Origin of the sequence: Pseudomonas sp. P108 (assembly GCF_032613195.1) — a bacterium.
In the GTDB taxonomy this organism is placed as follows: Bacteria; Pseudomonadota; Gammaproteobacteria; order Pseudomonadales; family Pseudomonadaceae; genus Aquipseudomonas.
The window spans coordinates 3,329,729-3,348,545 of sequence record NZ_CP126691.1 but is presented as its reverse complement, the minus strand read 5'-3'; the positions used below and the strand labels follow the sequence as shown (position 1 = coordinate 3,348,545).

Below are 18,817 nucleotides of genomic sequence, written 5' to 3'. Positions count from 1 at the left end.
CATGTCCGACTATCTGCTGCAAATGAACGGCATCGTCAAAACCTTCGGCGGTGTCAAAGCGCTCAACGGCATCGACATCAAGGTCAGACCCGGCGAGTGCGTTGGCCTGTGCGGCGAGAATGGCGCCGGCAAATCCACACTGATGAAAATCCTCTCGGCGGTCTACCCGCACGGCACCTGGGACGGTGAAATCCTCTGGGACGGGCAACCGCTCAAGGCGCAATCGATCAGCGAAACGGAAGCCGCCGGTATCGTCATCATTCACCAGGAACTGACGCTGGTGCCCGACCTGTCGGTGGCCGAAAACATCTTCATGGGCCATGAACTGACGCTGCCCGGCGGACGGATGAATTACCCGGCGATGATCCACCGCGCCGAAGCGTTGATGCGCGAACTGAAAGTCCCCGACATGAACGTCTCGCTGCCGGTTTCACAGTACGGCGGCGGCTATCAGCAACTGGTGGAAATCGCCAAGGCCCTGAACAAAAAGGCCCGCCTGCTGATCCTCGACGAGCCTTCATCAGCCTTGAGCCGCTCGGAAATCGAGGTGTTGCTGGACATCATCCGCGACCTCAAAGCCAAAGGTGTGGCCTGCGTCTACATCTCGCACAAGCTCGATGAAGTGGCCGCCGTGTGCGACACCATTTCGGTGATCCGCGACGGCAAACACATCGCCACTACCGCCATGGCCGACATGGATATTCCACAGATCATCACGCAAATGGTCGGGCGGGAAATGAGCAACCTCTACCCCAGCGAGCCACACGATATTGGCGAGGTGATTTTCGAGGCCCGCCACATCACTTGCTACGACGTCGACAATCCCAAGCGCAAACGGGTCGACGATATTTCCTTCGTCCTCAAGCGCGGCGAAATCCTCGGCATCGCCGGGCTGGTCGGTGCCGGCCGTACCGAACTGGTGACTGCGCTGTTCGGCGCTTACCCCGGTCGCCACGAGGGCGAAGTCTGGCTGGACGGGCAAGCCATCGACACCCGCACGCCGCTCAAGTCCATCCGCGCCGGCCTGTGCCTGGTGCCCGAGGACCGCAAACGCCAAGGCATCATTCCGGACCTGGGCGTCGGCCAGAACATCACCCTCGCCGTGCTGGACAACTATTCGAAACTCACCCGCATCGATGCCGAAGCCGAACTGGGCTGCATCGATCAGGAAATCTCGCGCCTGCACCTCAAGACCGCCAGCCCGTTCCTGCCAATCACCAGTCTGTCCGGTGGCAATCAGCAAAAAGCCGTGCTGGCGAAGATGCTGCTGGCCAAACCCCGGGTGCTGATTCTCGATGAGCCGACCCGAGGCGTGGACGTCGGCGCCAAATACGAAATCTACAAGTTGATGGGCGCGCTGGCCGCCGCCGGCGTGTCGATCATCATGGTCTCGTCGGAGCTGGCGGAAGTGCTCGGCGTTTCCGACCGTGTGCTGGTGATCGGTGAAGGCCAGTTGCGGGGCGACTTCATCAACCATGAACTTACCCAGGAACAGGTGCTCGCCGCTGCCCTCAGCCAGCCTGGCAGTCATAACAATAATGATCGGAAATCCGCGTAAATGAATCAGGTCAAACAACTGTTCACCCGCTACAAAATGCTCGCGCTGGTGTTTGCCGTGGTGCTGATCTGGCTGTTCTTCAGCTGGCAGACCGACGGCGGGTTCCTGACCCCGCGCAACCTGTCCAATCTGCTGCGGCAGATGTCGATTACCGGCATTCTTGCCTGCGGCATGGTGCTGGTGATCATCAGCGGCGAGATCGATTTGTCGGTCGGTTCATTGCTCGGCCTGCTCGGTGGCCTCGCGGCGATTCTTGATGTGGTCTACCACATTCCGCTGTTGGCGAACCTGAGTCTGGTCGCCCTGTGCGGCCTGATGATCGGCCTCGCCAACGGCTACATGACAGCTTACTTGCGCATTCCCTCGTTCATCGTCGGCCTGGGCGGCATGCTGGCTTTTCGCGGGATTCTGCTGGGGATTACCGGCGGCACGACCATCGCGCCGGTATCGCCAGAGCTGGTTTACATTGGCCAGGGTTACTTGCCCCACGCGATCGGCACTGGCCTCGGCGTTCTACTGTTTGCGCTGACAGTGTTCCTGACCTGGAAACAACGGCGCAATCGCGCCCTGCACGGCCTCGCGGCGCATTCATTGGTGCGCGATGTCATCCGCGTCTTGGTGATCGGTGCCGTACTCGCCGGTTTCGTGCAGACGCTCAACAGCTATGACGGCATTCCCGTGCCGGTCTTGTTGCTGCTGATTCTGCTCGGCGTGTTCAGCTACGTGACCAGTCAGACCGTGTTCGGGCGGCGCGTGTATGCCGTGGGCAGCAACATGGAAGCGACGCGCCTGTCCGGGATCAATGTGCAGGCGGTGAAGCTGTGGATCTTCGGGATCATGGGCGTGATGTGCGCCCTCGCCGGCGTGGTCAACACCGCGCGCCTGGCCGCCGGTTCACCTTCGGCCGGCAGCATGGGCGAACTCGACGCCATCGCCGCTTGCTTTATCGGCGGCACCTCCATGCGCGGCGGCTCCGGCACGGTGTATGGCGCCCTCCTCGGCGCGCTGGTTATTACCAGTCTCGACAACGGCATGTCGATGCTCGACGTCGACAGCTATTGGCAGATGATCGTCAAGGGCAGCATTTTGGTGTTGGCGGTTTGGGTGGATGTGAGTACGCGGACCGGGCGCCGTTGAGCCGCAGGCATCACGCTGCGGGCGTGGTCGCGGGCGCCGGGCTGAGAATTTCCATCAGGAAATCGATAAACACATTGATCCGGCTGGAGCCTCGGTGATTGGGTAAATACAAGGCGTTGATGCAGGTGCTGGCACTGCCGGGATTGACCTCGTAGTGCTCAAGCAAGCGGGTCAGCCGGCCGGCTGCGACGTCGTCGCGGACCAGCCAGTCGGCCAGCAGCGTCACCCCGCCGCCGCCGATGGCTGCTTCGCGCAGGATGTCGGCGTTGTTGCTTTGCAGGCGCCCATGGACGTTGAGCTGAATGGGCGCGTCTTCATTCTGAAAGGTCCAGTGCTGGTGGGTGCCGCCGTAATCGAAACGCAGGCATTGATGCTCCAGCAAATCCCGTGGATGACTGAGCGCCGCGCTACTCGCCAGATAATCCGGGCTGGCCACCACCCAGCGTTCGAACTGCCCCACGCGTTTGCTGACGATGTCTTCACTGACCACCGACGATCCGAGTCGTACCGAAACATCGATCTGCTCGCTGAGCAGGTCGCTGACCTGATCGCTCAGCGACAGACTGATCTCCAGACCCGGATGCCGCTCGAGCAAGCGGCTCAGGTGCGGCGCGATCAGGCGTCGGCCGAACTCCACCGGCACGCTGATGCGCAGACGGCCCTGCGCTTCGGCGCCACGATCGGCGACGACGGCATCGGCTTCGTCGATCGCATCGAGAATCGCCACGGCTTTTTCGAAATAGGTCTGGCCGGCAACGGTCACGCTGGTGTTGCGCGTGGTGCGATTGAGCAGGCTCGCGCCCAACTCGTGCTCCAGCCCGGCCACTTGCCGTGTCACTGACGACGTGGATATCCCGAGTTTGCGCGCTGCCGAGGAATAGCCCCCGCAGCGCACGGTTTCCACAAACATCTTCAGTGCCAACAACTTGTCCATAAGCGGGGTCCGGTCGAAAGGGAACGCGGATGATTGTGCATCACTGTTCCCCCGACGTCTTGTACCGCCGTGCTTGAACACACTCGCCGGCTGTTCAGTCATCGGCCTTGCGACTCAGGAACAACCCGAGCGCCAGCGCTGGTAACAGCGCCACCGCGACCGCGGACAGGTTCCAGCCGAAATGCTCGTACAGCGGACTGGCGACCAGCGAGCCCACGGCGCCGCCGACGAAAATGCTGGTCATGTACACGGCGTTAAGGCGCGCACGGCTGTGGGGATCGAGGGCGTACACCTCACGCTGGCCGAGCACCATGTTCAATTGCACAGCGAAATCCAGCAGCACCGCGCACACCACCAGCCAGACATAGCCGCTGCCCGGGAGCGCGGCGATCAACAGCGAAACCGGCGCCAGCAACAATGCGACCAGTGTGCCGCGACGACCATGCCCGGCATCGGCCAGACGCCCGGCAATCGGTGCTGCAATGGCACCCACTGCACCGACCAGCGCGAAGATCGCCACGTGGGCCTGAGTGAAGCCGTGGTGACGCATCAGTTCAATCGGCGCGAGGGTCCAGAACAGGCTGAAACTGGCAAACAGCAGCCCTTGATACAGCGAGCGCTGACGCAACAGCGGATAGCGCCGGGCCAAGGCAAACACCGAACCGATCAGCGCAGCATAGGTGGCTTTATGTGTCGGCAGCCGACGCGGCAGTGCCACAGCGGTAATCAGAGCGATGACCGCCATCAGGGCCGCTGCGCTGTAAAACACCTCGCGCCAGCCGAACACTTCAACCAACAGGCTCGACAGTGGCCGCGACAACAGAATGCCCAGCAGCAGGCCGCTCATGATATTGCCGACGACGCGGCCACGGCTGGCTTCGGGCGCCAGGTGTGCCGCCAGCGGCACGAGGATCTGCACGGCCACGGACGTTAGGCCGATGAGCAAAGACAACAATAGGAACATCGACGGCGAATGAGTCAGGCCGGCGCACAACAGCGTGACGCTCGCCGCCAAGGTGAAGCCGACCACCAGACGGCGGTTTTCCATCAGGTCGGCCAGTGGCACCAGCATTAACAGGCCCAGCGCGTAGCCAAACTGCGTCAGCGAAACGATCAGGCTGGCATTGGCGCTCGACAGACCGATCTGCGGTGCAATCAGTTCGACGATCGGCTGCGCGTAATAAAGATTGGCCACGACCGCGCCACAGCAAAATGCCAGGAACGCGACCATCAGGCCGGAAAGTGAAGTTGGCTGTTCGGCATTCGCCGCAACGGCCGGATTGCCCGTAAGCATGATGACACCTCATTGAGTTCAGGAAAGTGCTGCCAAGGCTACGGCCCTGTGGCGATGCGCAGAATCCACGCGGCGGGCAATGCACTGATGCGTCCGGCGCAACGGCGCAGGTGTTGCTTCTCGCGCAACGCGCTGTTGCGCGCGCCGCTGATTCTCCCGCGCAGACGGTTTCTCTACGCTTTGGCCCCTGGCGCCGTCGTCCCCAGCGGTGCCCTTCCCCGGCTGTTACAAGGAGCGTTGTCATGACCCGTATCCGATCCGTTCTGCCATTGCCTGCCGCGTTTTTCTCCGTCCCATGAACAGCTCATTTCTGAAGTCCAGAACGCTATGGATCAGCGTGGCAGTCGTCGCCGTGCTCGGTCTGATCGTCGCCGTTTGGCTGATGTGGCGCCCGGCGATTGCGCCAATCGAGCGCCCGACGCTGTTCGATGTTGCGCAGTTGCAACGCGGGGCGCGGGTGGTCGAGGCCGGCGACTGTGCGGTCTGCCATACCCGCCCCGGTGGAGAATATCTGGCCGGCGGGCTACCGCTGGTAACGCCGTTCGGCACGCTGTACAGCACCAACATCACCCCAGATGTAGAGACCGGTATTGGCCAATGGTCACTGCCGGCCTTCGAGCGGGCGATGCGTCAGGGCATTGCTCGCGATGGTCACTTCCTTTATCCGGCGTTCCCCTACGTGCACTACCGGCGCATGAGTGCAGCAGATATCGCCGACGCCTATGCCTACTTGATGAGCGGCCCTGCCGTGCACGCGCCGGCCGCGCAGAACCAGATGAATTTCCCGATGAACATTCGCCCGTTGGTGTCGTTCTGGAACCTGCTGTTCCTGCACGGTGAGCCGCTGACACCGCTAGCGGGGCGCAGCGAGGCGTGGAATCGCGGACGCTATCTGGTCGACGGTCCGGGCCATTGCGCCGGCTGCCATTCGCCGCTGAACCTGATCGGCGCGGAAAAATCCTCGGAGTATCTGCAGGGCGGCAGCGTCGATGGCTGGCAAGCGCCCGCGCTGGTCGGCATGGGCCAGCGCGGCAACCCGTGGAGTCGTGAGCAACTGGTCGGCTATCTGCGCGCCGAGATCGTTGATGGCCACGGCACACCCGCCGGGCCGATGCGTCCGGTCAGCTTGAGTCTGGCGCGCTTGCCCGCCAGTGAAGCCGAGGCGATTGCCGAGTATTTGCTGAGCTTGGAAAACTCGCCTTCGGTGACAGAGACAACGCCGAAGACGCCTGCCAGTGAAGCGGCAGACCACGCGACCGGCGCCCTGCTCTTCAGCAGCGCCTGCGCCGGCTGCCATGGCCCGGCGGCACCAATGCGCACCCTCGATGGTCGCCCGGGGTTGCAAAACACCTCGGCGTTGCAAGCGGCCAGTTCGCGCAACTTCCTCAAAACCGTACTTGAAGGCTTGCCCGCCACACCCGGATCGCCCGGCCCGGTAATGCCGGCGTTCGCCGCCAGTCTGGACAACGCGCAACTCGGTGCACTGGCCGCGTATCTGCGTCAGCAAGCCAGCCCCGATCAACCGTGGGCCGACCTCTCTTCCACTATTGAAGCGTTACGTCAGGAGACGAAATGAGCCAGATCATCCTCAACGTCAACGGAGCCGCGCAACCGCTTGAGCTGGAGCCGGACATGCCGCTGCTGTATGCGCTGCGCAATCACTTGAACCTCAACGGTGCCAAATACGGCTGCGGTCTCGGGCAATGCGGTGCCTGCACGGTGATCGTCGATGATCAACCGGTGTTCGCCTGCCTGACGCCCTGCGCCGGTCTCGAAGGCAAAAAAATCCGCACCGTGGAAAGCCTCGGCAGCGCGGAACAACCTGGCCCTCTGCAAGCGGCGTTCATCGAGAAACAGGCTGCGCAATGCGGCTACTGCATCGCCGGCATGCTGATGCGCGCGCAAGCGTTGCTTGAGCGTAATCGCCACCCGGATGAGGCGACCATTCGCGAATACATGGCCGGCAACCTGTGCCGCTGCGGTACGCACTTGCGGATCATCGAGGCGATCAAACAGGTGGCCGGGCACAACGGGAGTCTGACATGAGCGAGTCGAATGAACTGAATCCGAGCCGACGCGCCTTCCTGCGCGGTGGTGCGTTGCTGATGGCGTTCACCCTGCTGCCGGTCGCGCGGCGTGTGTTGGCGGATACGGAAGTCGATACGCTCGGCACCGTGGTCCTCGCGCCCGACCTGCCCGGAAGCCTGCGCACCAACCCGTTTCTCGACGCCTGGATCCGCATCGGCGCCGACGGCATTACCGTCTACACCGGCAAGGTCGAATTGGGCACCGGGGTGAAAACCGCATTGCTGCAAATTGCTGCCGAACGTTTGCAGGTGCCGGCAACCGCTATCAACCTGCTCACCGCCGACACCGCGCTGACGCCCAATGAAGGCTACACCGCCGGCAGTCACAGCATTTTCGACAGCGGCACCGCGTTGTACAACGCCGCCGCGCAGGTACGCGAAATGCTCGTCGATGCCGCCGCGCGCCGTTGGCAGGTTGATGCAGCGCTGCTGAGCACTCGCGACGGTGTGATCGAAGGCCCGGCCGCTCAGCGGATGAGTTACGTCGACGCGGTCAAGCATGTCGATGTGCATCAATATGCCAAGGCGCAGTCACCGGCGATGGCCGCCGCTGACTTCAAACTGATCGGCCATTCGTTGCCGCGCCTCGACATTCCGGCGAAGGTCAGCGGTGGCGCAGCATTCGTCCAGGACATGCGCCTGCCGGGCATGCTGCATGCGCGGGTGATCCGCCCGCCCCGTCCGGGCTGCACGTTGCAAGCATTCGATACGGCGTCCATCGAGGCGTTGGCTGGCGTGGTCAAAGTGATCCGTGACGGCAGCTATCTGGCGGTGGTCGCCGGTGATGAGTGGCAAGCGATCAAAGCCATGCGCCGTGCCAGTGAGGTGACGCAATGGAGCGAAGGCGAAGCGATTCCCGAGGCGGCCGAGATTCATGGTCTGCTCAAACGCCTGCCCTCACGGCGCTATCCGATCAGCAACAGTGGCACGCCGAGCGGCGCGGCTGACACGCGTTTTCAGGCGCGGCTCACCAAGCAATACCTGATGCACGGCTCGATCGGCCCGTCCTGCGCAGTGGCCTGGTTCAAGGACGGCGTTCTCACCGTGTGGACCCACACCCAAGGCGTTTACCCGCTGCGCGCCGGCATTGCCGAAATGCTCGATCTGCCGCCTGAGCGGGTGCGCTGTATTCATACCGAAGGCTCAGGGTGCTACGGGCATAACGGCGCCGATGATGCCGCCGCCGATGCGGCATTGATTGCCCTGCGCGTGCCCGGTACGCCGGTACGCGTGCAATGGATGCGCGAACAGGAAAATCTTTGGGAGCCGTATAGCTCGGCGATGGTCACTGAAGTCGACGCCGGCCTCTCCCGAGGCCGCCTGCAGGACTGGGCCTACGAACTCTGGACCACACCGCACAACGAACGCATCGTCAACGCCGGGCGTCTGCTGCCGGCACGCTTGCTCGCGCGGCCCTTCGACTCGGCGCCGTCCGTGCCGATCGCCCAGCCCGAAGGCGATGGTGATCGCAACGCTGTGCCGCTGTACGACCTCAACTCGACGCGCATCAACATGACCTTCGTCACCGAGATGCCGTTTCGCACCTCGGCCATGCGTTCGCTGGGTGCGCACATCAATATCTTCGCCATCGAGGCGAGTATCGACGAGCTGGCGATCAGGGCCGGCATCGACGCGGTCGCCTTGCGTCTGGCTCATCTCAGCGACCCGCGTGCTCGCGCGGTCGTAGAACGTGTGCGTGATGAGATCGGTTGGCCGCAAAAAAGCAGCGAGCCCGGCGCCGGTATCGGTTTCGCCTTTGCCCGCTACAAAAACATCATGGGTTACTGCGCCATCGCGGTGAAACTTCGCGTGCATCCGCAGACTGGCGAGATCCGCATCGATCACGTGGTGACGGCGGTGGATGTCGGCCAGATCGTCAGCCCCGATGGCCTGCGCAATCAGGTCGAGGGCGGCATCGTGCAGTCCGCGAGCTGGACCCTGTACGAAAAAGTCGCCTACGACGCGGGGGGCATTCGCAGCTACGACTGGAGCGGTTATCCGATTCTGCGTTTCACACAGCTGCCGAAAAAAGTCGATGTGCATTTGCTCGACCAACCGGGAGAACCGTTCCTCGGTGCTGCTGAAATCGTCCAGGGGCCGATGGCCGCCGCCCTTGGTAACGCCGTGGCCAACGCCACCGGCCGTCGCTGGCTGAACCTGCCACTCACGCGCTCAAACCAACCCGCCTGAGCCACGCCCGTGTTCATCGCTAATGAGCACGGGCGTCGTTGCGCCCTGCGCAAAACAGCGTAGCGCCGGTCACCGATTATCAGCCCCGCTGAGCGCGGTTAAGTTAGCGGCACTGGTTCGCGGCCCCGCTGCCGCGCTTGAATTCCTTCTATTGAAATATGGAGCTACCCATGACCCGTCGTCTGTTCCAACCCCTCGCACTCGGTCCTTACACCCTCGCCCATCGCGTGGCGATGGCGCCGTTAACGCGCTCACGCGCCGGCCAACCGGGCGATGTGCCGACGCCGATGAACGCCGAGTACTACCGCCAGCGGGCCAGTGCCGCGCTGATCATCACCGAAGCCACGCAAATCTCCCGGCAAGCTCAGGGTTACGCCTGGACGCCGGGCATCTACAGCCCTGAGCAAGTTGAGGCGTGGCGTGACGTCAGCGCGGCGGTGCATGAGGCCGGCGGGTTGATCTTCATGCAGCTGTGGCACGTCGGTCGGGTGTCCCACCCCAGCTTTCAACCTGATGCCGGCCTGCCGGTTGCACCCAGCGCGCTGCCGGTGCCGGGCAAGACGTTTATCGTCGATGAAAACGGTAACGGCGTCTGGGGTGATGTGCCGGTGCCGCGCGCGCTGGAAACCGCGGAATTCGCCGGCATCGTCGAGGACTACCGCGTGGCAGCGCGCAACGCATTGCAGGCGGGCATGGACGGTGTGGAAATCCATGCCGGCAACGGTTACCTGCTCGATCAGTTTCTTAACAGCAACAGTAACCAGCGTGACGATGCCTATGGCGGCAGCGTGGAAAATCGCGCGCGGTTTCTGCTGGAAGTGGTCGCGGCCGTGGCTGAAGAAGTCGGCGCCGAACGAGTGGGCGTACGCCTGACGCCGATGGGTCGTTTCATGGGCATGGGCGACGACACTCCGGAGGCGACCTTCGGCCACCTCGTCGAGGCGCTCAATCAATGGAATCTGGCCTACCTGCACCTGGTCGAGCCGGCGATGGTCGGCACAGTCAAAGATGAGAACTTCGATCCGCGCTGGGACGCGATCATTGCCCAGTTGCGCAAAACGTGGAACGGCGTGCTGATTCTGGCTGGCGGCTATGACGCGCAATCTGCCGAACAGGCACTGATTGCCGATCGTGCCGACATCATTGCGTTTGGCCGCCCGTTCCTGGCCAACCCGGATCTGCCGCGTCGGCTGCACGATGGTCTGGCGCTCAACGCGCCGGATCCGAGCAGCTTTTTCGGTGGGGATCAGCGTGGGTACATCGATTATCCATTTCATGCCTGAACAAATGCAGACCTATGGGAGGGGCGGACTCGCCCCTTTTTTATTAGGTCATACGATCTCTGTGCCTAATCAAAGGCGTGGGAAATCCACCGTAACGTCAAACATATGCGTAGATGTGCGCTTTCAGGTCTATTGCCCGACGTCGCCGAATGCGATAAAACGGGCTGGTTGTACGACAACTAATAAAAACCAAGTCGTTCGAACGGCTAACAATCCTGAGATCTGCCATGCCTCGCCCTACCGCTACGCAAACCGTACCGCCGCCCTACCCCCGTTACCTGGCCGTGATCATTCTGTTGTGCATGGGCTGTGCGTTTGCCGGCAATCATGTGGCGGCGCGAGTCGCCTTTGATGATGGTGCGGGTGTGCTGCTGGCGATTTTGATGCGTTCCGGCGGGACCTTGCTGGTGCTCGCCATCCTGGTGCTGTGGCAAAGACAAAGCCTGCGCTTGCCGGCGGGTGCCTGGCGCTGGCAGCTATTGCTGGGGTTGCTGATCACTGCGCAGAGTCTGTGTCTGTATTCCGCTGTCGCACGGGTGCCGGTGGCGCTGGCCCTGCTGGTGGCGAACGTGTTCCCCATTCTGCTGGCATTGCTCACATGGGCGTTGGGTGGCCCGCGACCGAGCGCACGCACCGCGACGTTGATGGGTTTGATTCTGCTGGGCCTGGTGTTTGTGCTGGACGTCCCCGGGCGGCTCTCGACTGCGACAGACGTCAGTGCGCAATGGCTGACGGGCGTCGCGCTCGCGTTCTGCGCCGCCAGCGTGTTCGCCTGCGCGCTGTGGATCACCGACCACAAACTGTCTCAGGTACGTGGCTCGGTGCGCAGTCTGTTGACCATTTTCATCGTGTTCAGCAGCGTCAACCTCGCAGGGCTGACGGGCGTCCTCCCAGGCGGATTGAACCTGCCCGCCACCTCAACCGGATGGCTGGCGCTCGCCACTCTGGTGGTGCTGTACGGCACAGGTTTTATCGTCCTGTTCATTTCCGTGCCTCGCCTCGACATGCCGCGCAATGCGCCGGTCATGAACATCGAGCCATTGGCAACGCTGCTGATGGGCTGGATTGTGCTGGACCAAATGCTCAGCAACGGACAGATTCTCGGTGGGGTGATCGTGGTCACGGGCATCGTGTTGCTGACTTATCGTAAATCAGTGGTCAAGGCTGAGGTTAAAGCCAGTGCGTGAGGGTTTCTCTCCAGTGGTCAGGTTCGTGATTAACCCAAAGCAGTATCGAGAAACATCATCACCCCAAAACCGAGCATCAGCCCCAAGGTCGCCGGGGTCTCATGCCCGTTGCGATGAGTCTCGGGAATGACCTCATGGGAGACCACAAAAATCATCGCCCCGGCGGCCAAACCGAGCGCAATGGGATATCCCAACGCAAAGCTGCTGGAAATACCCAGTCCAACAATGGCGCCAATCGGTTCCATCAACCCTGAGCCCACCGCAATAAGCGCGGCGCGAAGTGCTGAGATGCCTGTCACGCGTAATGCCAGGGCGACAGCCAGACCTTCGGGAATATCCTGAATGGCGATCGCCGCGGTCAGCGGCAATCCGACCTTCATGTCGCCGTTGGCGAAGCTCACGCCAATGGCCATACCTTCCGGCAGGTTATGCAGTGTGATTGCCAGGACGAACAACCAGACACGATTGATGCGCTGCGCATCCGGCCCCCGGCGTCCGCTTTTCTCGTGTTCGTGAGGCACGAAACGATCAAGACCGACCATCAGCGCTACGCCCAATCCCAACCCTGCAACGACGACGCAGGCTGCGAGCAGTTGGTTATCGCAAAGCGCCTGAGCCGCTTCTATGCCCGGCAGAATCAGCGAAAACGAACTGGCGGCCAGCATCATCCCGGCGGCGAAGCCGAGCATGATGTCTTGGGTTCGGGCGGCGATGTCTCGTAACGCGATCGCTACGACAGCGCCCATTGCCGTCGCAGCGAAGCCGGTCATGCCACCGATAAAGGCGAAGTACAGATTCTGTTTGTTGGCCCCGACGAAGGCGCCATACCCGCTGATCAGCAGGAAGATTGTCACCCCGATCAGAACTGACCAGAAGACGCGACCGCCCCACCCAGACTCTGAGAATCGAGCGAACAAGGAGCGAGGTGGTGCGCCTGATGAGGACAACGGCTCGGGCATGGAAATCTCCTGTTTTGTTGATTCGATCTTTTCAGCGGACCCGGATAACGACCGTACATGACCTCAATGGTAATCGTCTCCAGCGACTGCGCGCAGGTACGCGTCGTCTGCTTCTCTTCGCAGGTCGCGCCACTCGTCCCAACTGAGCATGCCCAAGCGGTCCATTTCATCCGACTGGCGTACCAGTTCGTCGTGATAGGCGTCTGGACAGTCCATGCGCAATTCAAGGTTTTCCAGTGCACGTTGCCAGGCCGCCAAAGCGAGTAATCTGGTTTCTTGTGCGAATGTCAGTTGATTCTTGAACGCGTTCATTTCGCCCACCCCGAACATTTCCCGGTTGAGCAACCGATTTCGGGTTAGGTTCAAAATGTCTGACGAAAAGCGGATTACCTGAAAGCAACAGAAAAAAGGAAGGCTTGTTGCGGGCCTTCCAGCGCGATGCCGGCAGATGCGCTACGCCGGCATTCTCATGGGGCTATTGATTAGCCATTGCACTGGCGTCTTTTTGGCCTGCTTCGGCCATCTTCTTTTGTACATAAAAAAGCATCAACACCGAATTTGTCTGAGCCTGTCGAGATTGCTGCTCAAACAACGCCACAAGCTCCTCTTCACGCTTGCACTCAGCCTTGACATCGCCCTTTGTAAACTCGCAGCTAGCGTATTGGCCCCAGCCTTTGCGAGCGTCGGCAGCATCTCGGGCGGGATACACCCAATACGCTTTCCATGCACCGTCGACGACAGGTTTACCGGCTGCGTCTATCTGCTCTATCGCCTGCAAGGTGGCTGTCGCGGCGGCATTCAAAAAATGCTGAGGAGTGGCATCGGCTTGACCTGCCTCATCACGAAGCGCCTGACACTGCGCTTCAGACAAATCGAACACTGGCAGCGCTTCAATGCTCTCGAACTCATCAAACGGATCGGCAGGATTGCCCGGCAACTTGGCGTGGTAAGCCGGGACTACATGGCCGGGGACGCTCATGTCCTGTATGTAATGCAGGACCCTTCCCGCTTGCTCGTATACCTCAACGGGATCGGCATCAGGTTCCGCCAGCAGCGCGTTCAGCTTTTCAATGCGTTTGGAAAAAATCACATCCAGGCTGCGATTGGCGAACCAGAAGGGCTCAAGCTTTTTGTTGCGGTTATAGAAGTGCCAATTGGTAGCGCGCTGAGGGAGCGTCAGCAGGTTTGAATCCTCAGCGTCAGTGCCTGCCGCCAAAGCCTCGGCCAACTGCTCGGGCAACTTCACCCCCGGGCAGCGTTGATACGCCTGCGCTGCTCTCAGTGCATAGGCCGAATGCAGGTCGGGGTTGAAGGCGAAGGCCGGGGTTGAAGGGTTGAACAGCAGCGATAGGCCAAATGCTGCGAGGTAACGTGTTGCGGCTGTTCGGCCTATCGGGGTGGCTTCCATGCTGTTGATCTCCAGAAACTTGCGTGATTGCGCAACACTGACCGTACACGAGGCAATTTAGCACTTAGGTGATGGCAAAAAGCTGTTTTTTCTCCGTCCGCTCAGGACAAGCATAAATGGCAACACCTGCGTCCTAACGTCGCAGCAAACAGCTATTGGCAAATCCTGCACAAGCCTTAGAATCCCGCGCTCTCTTGCAGCCCTCTCGGTGTCTGCCCGCACCACACACACCGGCTTGGCAATCGCATGCGCAGAGGCGCACGTTGCGCTGTTCGATCTCTAGAGGTTTTTATGTCTCCGCGTTTGCTGGCCATGGCGCTGGCGCCCCTGCTCGGGCTGTTCATTGTTGCGCTGGGCAACGGCTTTTTGTCTTCGCTGACCACCCTTCGACTCGACGCCGCCGGCGCTTCGGCGACGATGATCGGTGTCGTTTCCTCGGCCTACTTCATCGGCCTGACCCTGGGCGCCGTGTTCAATGACCGCTTGATTCTGCGCATCGGCCATATCCGCGCCTATGGCAGCTTTGCTTCGCTGATCGCCGTGACCATCCTGCTGCAGGGATTGTTTTACGACACTTGGGGCTGGTTCGCCCTGCGCCTGATCAACGGCTGGGCCACGGTCGGTGTGTTTCTGGTGATCGAAAGCTGGCTGCTGCTGGCCGGCGACGCGAAGATTCGTGGGCGCTTGCTCGCGTTGTACATGATCGTCCTGTACGGCGCCGGTGTGCTGGGTCAGGCAACGTTGGGCAAGATCACCGGGTTGAGCGACAGCGCACCGTTCATGGTCGCCGGCATGCTCGCTTCGTTGTCGGTGCTGCCGATCGTGATCCTGCCGCGCGTGTCGCCATTGCTCGATCAGGTTGAACCACTCAAACCACGGCAACTGCTGGGCGTGACGCCGACCGGGCTGGTCGGCTGTTTCGGTTCGGGTGTGACCATCGCGGCGATTTACACCTTGCTGCCGTTGTATCTGCAGCGCAGCGGTCTGAATGTCGGTGAGGTCGGCAGCATGATGGCCTGGACGATTCTTGGTGCGATGCTTTTGCAATACCCGGTCGGACGCTGGTCTGATCGCAAGGATCGCTTGCAGGTGCTGACCATTCTGACGGTGGCGTGCACGGTGTTGTCGCTGCTGATCGTCCTGCTGCCATTGTCCGCGACAATGCTCGCGGTAATGTTGTTTCTGCTCGGTGGCGGTGTGTTTGCGCTGTACCCGGTTGCCGTCAGCCACGCCGCCGACCGTGCCCCGGCCGAAGCCTTGGTGCCGATGATTCAGGGCTTGCTGCTGATCAACTCACTGGGCTCGGCGATCAGCCCGATGATGATTTCGCCGGTGATGAATTCGTTCGGCGCCAATGGGTTGTTCTGGGTGTTTGCGCTGGTCAATCTGTGCATGGTCACCTTCTTCCTGTGGCGCCGTGGCAAGCGCCCGGTTCCGGCCAATCCCGCGCCGTTTGCAGCGGCAGCCACGTTCTCACCGACAGGTGCGGAGCTGCGGGTGACTGAAGATCTGCGTCAAGCGGTGCAGGAGCATCCGCCGATGGTGGATGCATTGAGCGGCGAGCCTTCGCCGCAATGTGAGACGCGCTAAGGCTTTCGCCAGTCTGTGCCAAGCGCAGGCTGGCTCGCACCGCTATTCAGATTCGTGGGTGATATCCACGAGCGGAATCGGCTCTATCGCCCAAGCGCGAATCTGACGACGTTCAGGGCTGGGTATCGCGCAAGCCTTGCGTCCGGTGAAGGTTCGAGCGAGGCGGTCTTCATCGATCCGCCAACCGCGCAACTCCAGTGCCTGCACGTCTCGGCGAAAGGCAATCTGCAGCGCATCGGATTTCAACGAAACCTCCTGCTGGAAAGAGTCCGGCACACGTTCGGGCCGCACATTTTTCAGCACGGCATGATCTTGTTCAAAGATACGGATATTGCTCGCAATGAACCTGCGATCGAGCAATCGGGAGCGCAGAAACGTTCTGCCCATCATCCACCAGGTGCGCGTGCGATTGGCATCAATCGGCACATGCGCCGAGACGATGTAGATCCGCCAGCCGTTGGGCAACTCAAGCTCAAGCGTTGTACAAGGGCCGGACAGGTGAAACCCCGGAACAGTGACCACACTGACAAACTCGGTGGAGGATTTGCGTCTCAGCAACCCTTTGCGCGCCGGCCTGCGCATAAGCATTTGGGCGCTGCCGCTCCACGCATCACTGTCGACCTCGAACGATTCAATCTCGGGATGATCCGGATCACCGAAGGTTGAACCATGGACAAACGGTGCGTGCGCGAAATCCAGACCGTTTTCAATAATCCGGTCCCAACTGGCCTGCCAGTCAAAGTGTCCCGAGACCACGCGGATGGCGGGATCGTCCATCCAGTCGAGCGTGGGCAAGGGTGGACGCTCAGATTCCGGCAGATCACCTAAAAACGCCCAGATCCAGCCGTAGCGCTCCAGCGTCGGGTACGCATCGACTCGCGCCTTGGCGGGAATGCGCCGGTATCTGCGTGCACACGCCATCAGTGCCAAACCGCCAGCCGTGATAGGGACACTGCACGCTGTTGCCCACTTTGCTGCCGGCTGACAGTGAGCCGCCGCGATGCACGCAGATATCTGAAAGCAGGTGAGCGACGCCCGCGTCATCGCGGAACGCAACGAACGGTTGTCCGAGCAATTGAACCGGCATCAGTCCATCAGTCAGCTGTGACGATGGGACAACGACATACCAAAGGTTTGTGAGCATGGGGGGCGTGTGATCCGTCAGTACGGTGAGTTCAGGTCAGAGAAACCTGGCATTCAAACTAGATCAGGCGGCGCTGATTCGACAATCAGCCAAGCACTTTATAGATCTCTGCAACTACCTGAGTCGTTGCGGCTTCGATGGTTCCTTCGTTACGGCACAACACCCAGCCGTGATCGGCAACCGCCTGCTCGAACATCTCGCTACACACGACGTGCTCGGCGTGTTTCTGGATCACCGTGCCGCCCAGTCCTCGTGTTCGTGCCGTTGCCCGCGCCCATGAAATATCCGGTGCGGTGACAACGCCGACATGCAGATCCGGCACGCGCACGCCTCGCTCGATGTTCAACTGCAGAATCTCGGCAAACGGCACGCTATGGCGAAATGCGGCGTCCGACGGATACCAGCGGTCGATCAGGATGATGCTGTCCAGCGGCTGTTTGGGCAGCACCCGCTCAGAAATCCAGCGACGGCTATCGGCAAGGCGCTGACACACTGCCCACTCCAACTCCCGCGAGGGATGTCTGGCGAGCTGGTTGACCAGGGCCATGGTTTCGCCGCGGTACGGATCGCTTTTTCTCTCGCACAGGCGGATGACTTTGTGCTTGTCTGCCCGCAGCGCTGCGGTAACGGCCTCCAGCAATGTGGTTTTGCCGGTGCCCTTGGGCCCGTCCAGAGAAATAAACAGCGGCAGCTTCATGGTTCACGCAACGATTGAGACATTGCCGAGCACTCTAACCTCATTTGCGCAAATCGATGAGCTGATCCCTGCCCTTTGCCTACACTTGCTTGCCAATGATGTTTAGCCCTCTGCCAAAGGAGTCACCATGTCCAAGCTTTATCCGAGCATCGATCCCGAGGGATTGGTCGAGTACTCAGTGGTCTACACCGACCGCTCGCTGAACCACATGTCGCAGTCCTTTCAAGGCGTGATGAAGAACATTTCCACGACCCTTAAACAGGTCTACAACGCCGAAGCGGTGGCGGTGGTTCCGGGCAGCGGTACATTCGGCATGGAAGCGGTGGCGCGGCAGTTCGCCACCGGCCAGCAATGCCTGGTGATACGCAACGGCTGGTTCAGTTATCGCTGGAGCCAGATTCTGGATATGGGCAATATCCCGGCGGCCACCACGGTGCTCAAAGCCCGGCCGATCGAGGCGGGTCGCCAGGCAGCCTACGCCCCGCCGCCGCTGGACGAAGTGCTGGCAGCCATCGCCGCACAGAAACCGCAGGTGGTCTTCGCGCCCCACGTTGAAACCTCATCCGGAATCCTCCTGCCCGACGAGTACCTGCGAGCCGTCGGCGACGCCGTGCATGCGGTGGGTGGTCTGTTTGTGCTGGACTGCATTGCCTCCGGCACCATTTGGGTGGATATGCACCAATGCGCCGTCGACCTGCTGATCAGCGCACCACAGAAAGGCTGGAGCGCCTCCCCTTGCTGCGCCCTGGTGATGTTCAGTGCTGCGGCGCTCGAGCGTATCGAACAGACGCAAAGCAGCAGCTTCGCCTGCGACCTGAAAAAGTGGCTGCAAATCATGCAGGCCTACGAACAAGGCGGACATGCCTATCACGCGACCATGCCCAGCGATTCCCTCGCGCGGTTCAATGACGTGATGACAGAGACGCGAGCGTACGGGTTCGACAAGGTTCGCGACGAGCAACAGGCGCTGGGCGATCGGGTGCGTGCGTTGTTGATCGACAGGGGTTTCAAAAGCGTGGCCGCTGCGGGCTTTCAGGCACCCGGAGTCGTGGTGAGCTACACCGATGATGCCGACATCAAGAACGGCAAGAAATTTGCCCAGCACGGCTTGCAGATCGCTGCCGGCGTGCCGTTGCAATGCGATGAGCCGGCCGACTTTCAGACCTTCCGCCTCGGCCTGTTCGGCCTGGAGAAGCTGCAGAATATCGAGCGCACGGTCAGCCTGCTGGAGCAGGCACTGGATGAGCTGATGGTTGACTAAGGTCCCATATCGTTCCTAACGCTTGAACTCCAGAAGGGCATTCCCGACGTGTGCCCTTCTTCCAGCAAGGCGGTTCATCATTCTGTTC

17 protein-coding genes are annotated in these 18,817 nt (G+C 61.1%); 9 read left to right on the top strand and 8 right to left on the bottom strand.

The annotated features are described in order from the left end of the window. The first annotated feature begins 1 nt into the window (after position 1). Both xylG and QOM10_RS14645 read left to right on the top strand, forming a co-directional pair. Positions 2–1,558: a D-xylose ABC transporter ATP-binding protein gene (gene xylG, locus QOM10_RS14650; protein ID WP_316916347.1), complete on the top strand. Its 1,557-nt coding sequence runs from the start codon at positions 2–4 to the stop codon at positions 1,556–1,558. After that, entirely contained in the window at positions 1,559–2,695 is a 1,137-nt protein-coding gene (locus QOM10_RS14645) for a sugar ABC transporter permease (protein WP_316916346.1), read from the top strand. Positions 2,696–2,705: 10 nt separating this feature from the next. Here QOM10_RS14645 and QOM10_RS14640 read toward each other — a convergent pair whose 3' ends face one another. Then, positions 2,706–3,629 carry a LysR family transcriptional regulator gene (locus tag QOM10_RS14640; protein WP_127927647.1) on the bottom strand — a complete coding sequence of 308 codons (924 nt, stop codon included), beginning with the start codon at positions 3,627–3,629 and terminating at the stop codon, positions 2,706–2,708. 94 nt (positions 3,630–3,723) lie between these two features. After that, positions 3,724–4,923, bottom strand: a complete 1,200-nt coding sequence (locus QOM10_RS14635) for an MFS transporter (protein WP_316916345.1) — start codon at positions 4,921–4,923, stop codon at positions 3,724–3,726. Between the two features lie 337 nt (positions 4,924–5,260). Here QOM10_RS14635 and QOM10_RS14630 point away from each other — a divergent pair, with 337 nt between their 5' ends. The 5 genes from QOM10_RS14630 to QOM10_RS14610 all read left to right on the top strand — a co-directional run bounded on the left by QOM10_RS14630 (position 5,261) and on the right by QOM10_RS14610 (position 11,670). Continuing rightward, positions 5,261–6,499 carry a c-type cytochrome gene (locus QOM10_RS14630; protein WP_410479162.1) on the top strand — a complete coding sequence of 413 codons (1,239 nt, stop codon included), beginning with the start codon at positions 5,261–5,263 and terminating at the stop codon, positions 6,497–6,499. Then, positions 6,496–6,969, top strand: a complete 474-nt coding sequence (locus tag QOM10_RS14625) for a (2Fe-2S)-binding protein (protein WP_137217028.1) — start codon at positions 6,496–6,498, stop codon at positions 6,967–6,969. The genes QOM10_RS14630 and QOM10_RS14625 overlap by 4 nt, the downstream gene beginning before the upstream one ends. Continuing rightward, positions 6,966–9,200, top strand: a complete 2,235-nt coding sequence (locus QOM10_RS14620) for a xanthine dehydrogenase family protein molybdopterin-binding subunit (protein ID WP_316916343.1) — start codon at positions 6,966–6,968, stop codon at positions 9,198–9,200. The genes QOM10_RS14625 and QOM10_RS14620 overlap by 4 nt, the downstream gene beginning before the upstream one ends. 170 nt (positions 9,201–9,370) lie before the next feature. Further along, positions 9,371–10,483, top strand: a complete 1,113-nt coding sequence (locus QOM10_RS14615; RefSeq protein ID WP_316916342.1) for an alkene reductase — start codon at positions 9,371–9,373, stop codon at positions 10,481–10,483. Between the two features lie 227 nt (positions 10,484–10,710). Beyond that, positions 10,711–11,670 carry an EamA family transporter gene (locus QOM10_RS14610; protein WP_127927637.1) on the top strand — a complete coding sequence of 320 codons (960 nt, stop codon included), beginning with the start codon at positions 10,711–10,713 and terminating at the stop codon, positions 11,668–11,670. A gap of 29 nt (positions 11,671–11,699) precedes the next feature. On the opposite strand, the gene QOM10_RS14605 is transcribed toward QOM10_RS14610, so the two are convergent. From QOM10_RS14605 to QOM10_RS14595, 3 genes are all read right to left on the bottom strand, one after another. Further along, complete coding sequence (locus tag QOM10_RS14605) at positions 11,700–12,629, bottom strand: ZIP family metal transporter (RefSeq protein WP_316916341.1); 930 nt, start codon at positions 12,627–12,629, stop codon at positions 11,700–11,702. A 63-nt stretch (positions 12,630–12,692) separates the two neighbouring features. Next, positions 12,693–12,941, bottom strand: a complete 249-nt coding sequence (locus QOM10_RS14600) for a hypothetical protein (RefSeq protein WP_316916340.1) — start codon at positions 12,939–12,941, stop codon at positions 12,693–12,695. Between the two features lie 163 nt (positions 12,942–13,104). Further along, positions 13,105–14,037, bottom strand: coding sequence for a hypothetical protein (locus QOM10_RS14595; protein ID WP_316916339.1), 933 nt, complete (start codon positions 14,035–14,037; stop codon positions 13,105–13,107). 246 nt (positions 14,038–14,283) lie between these two features. Between QOM10_RS14595 and QOM10_RS14590 the strand changes: the two genes are divergently transcribed. Then, positions 14,284–15,627: an MFS transporter gene (locus QOM10_RS14590; RefSeq protein WP_331470854.1), complete on the top strand. Its 1,344-nt coding sequence runs from the start codon at positions 14,284–14,286 to the stop codon at positions 15,625–15,627. Positions 15,628–15,669: 42 nt separating this feature from the next. On the opposite strand, the gene QOM10_RS14585 is transcribed toward QOM10_RS14590, so the two are convergent. The 3 genes from QOM10_RS14585 to QOM10_RS14575 all read right to left on the bottom strand — a co-directional run bounded on the left by QOM10_RS14585 (position 15,670) and on the right by QOM10_RS14575 (position 17,468). Further along, positions 15,670–16,404: a hypothetical protein gene (locus tag QOM10_RS14585; protein ID WP_316918380.1), complete on the bottom strand. Its 735-nt coding sequence runs from the start codon at positions 16,402–16,404 to the stop codon at positions 15,670–15,672. Between the two features lie 43 nt (positions 16,405–16,447). Next, a complete protein-coding gene (locus QOM10_RS14580; RefSeq protein ID WP_316916338.1) occupies positions 16,448–16,714 on the bottom strand; it encodes a Rieske 2Fe-2S domain-containing protein in 267 nt (88 codons plus the stop codon). Positions 16,715–16,856: 142 nt separating this feature from the next. Next, positions 16,857–17,468: a dTMP kinase gene (locus tag QOM10_RS14575; RefSeq protein ID WP_316916337.1), complete on the bottom strand. Its 612-nt coding sequence runs from the start codon at positions 17,466–17,468 to the stop codon at positions 16,857–16,859. A 127-nt stretch (positions 17,469–17,595) separates the two neighbouring features. Here QOM10_RS14575 and QOM10_RS14570 point away from each other — a divergent pair, with 127 nt between their 5' ends. Then, positions 17,596–18,729, top strand: coding sequence for an aminotransferase class V-fold PLP-dependent enzyme (locus tag QOM10_RS14570; RefSeq protein WP_316916336.1), 1,134 nt, complete (start codon positions 17,596–17,598; stop codon positions 18,727–18,729). The last annotated feature ends 88 nt before the right edge of the window (positions 18,730–18,817 follow it).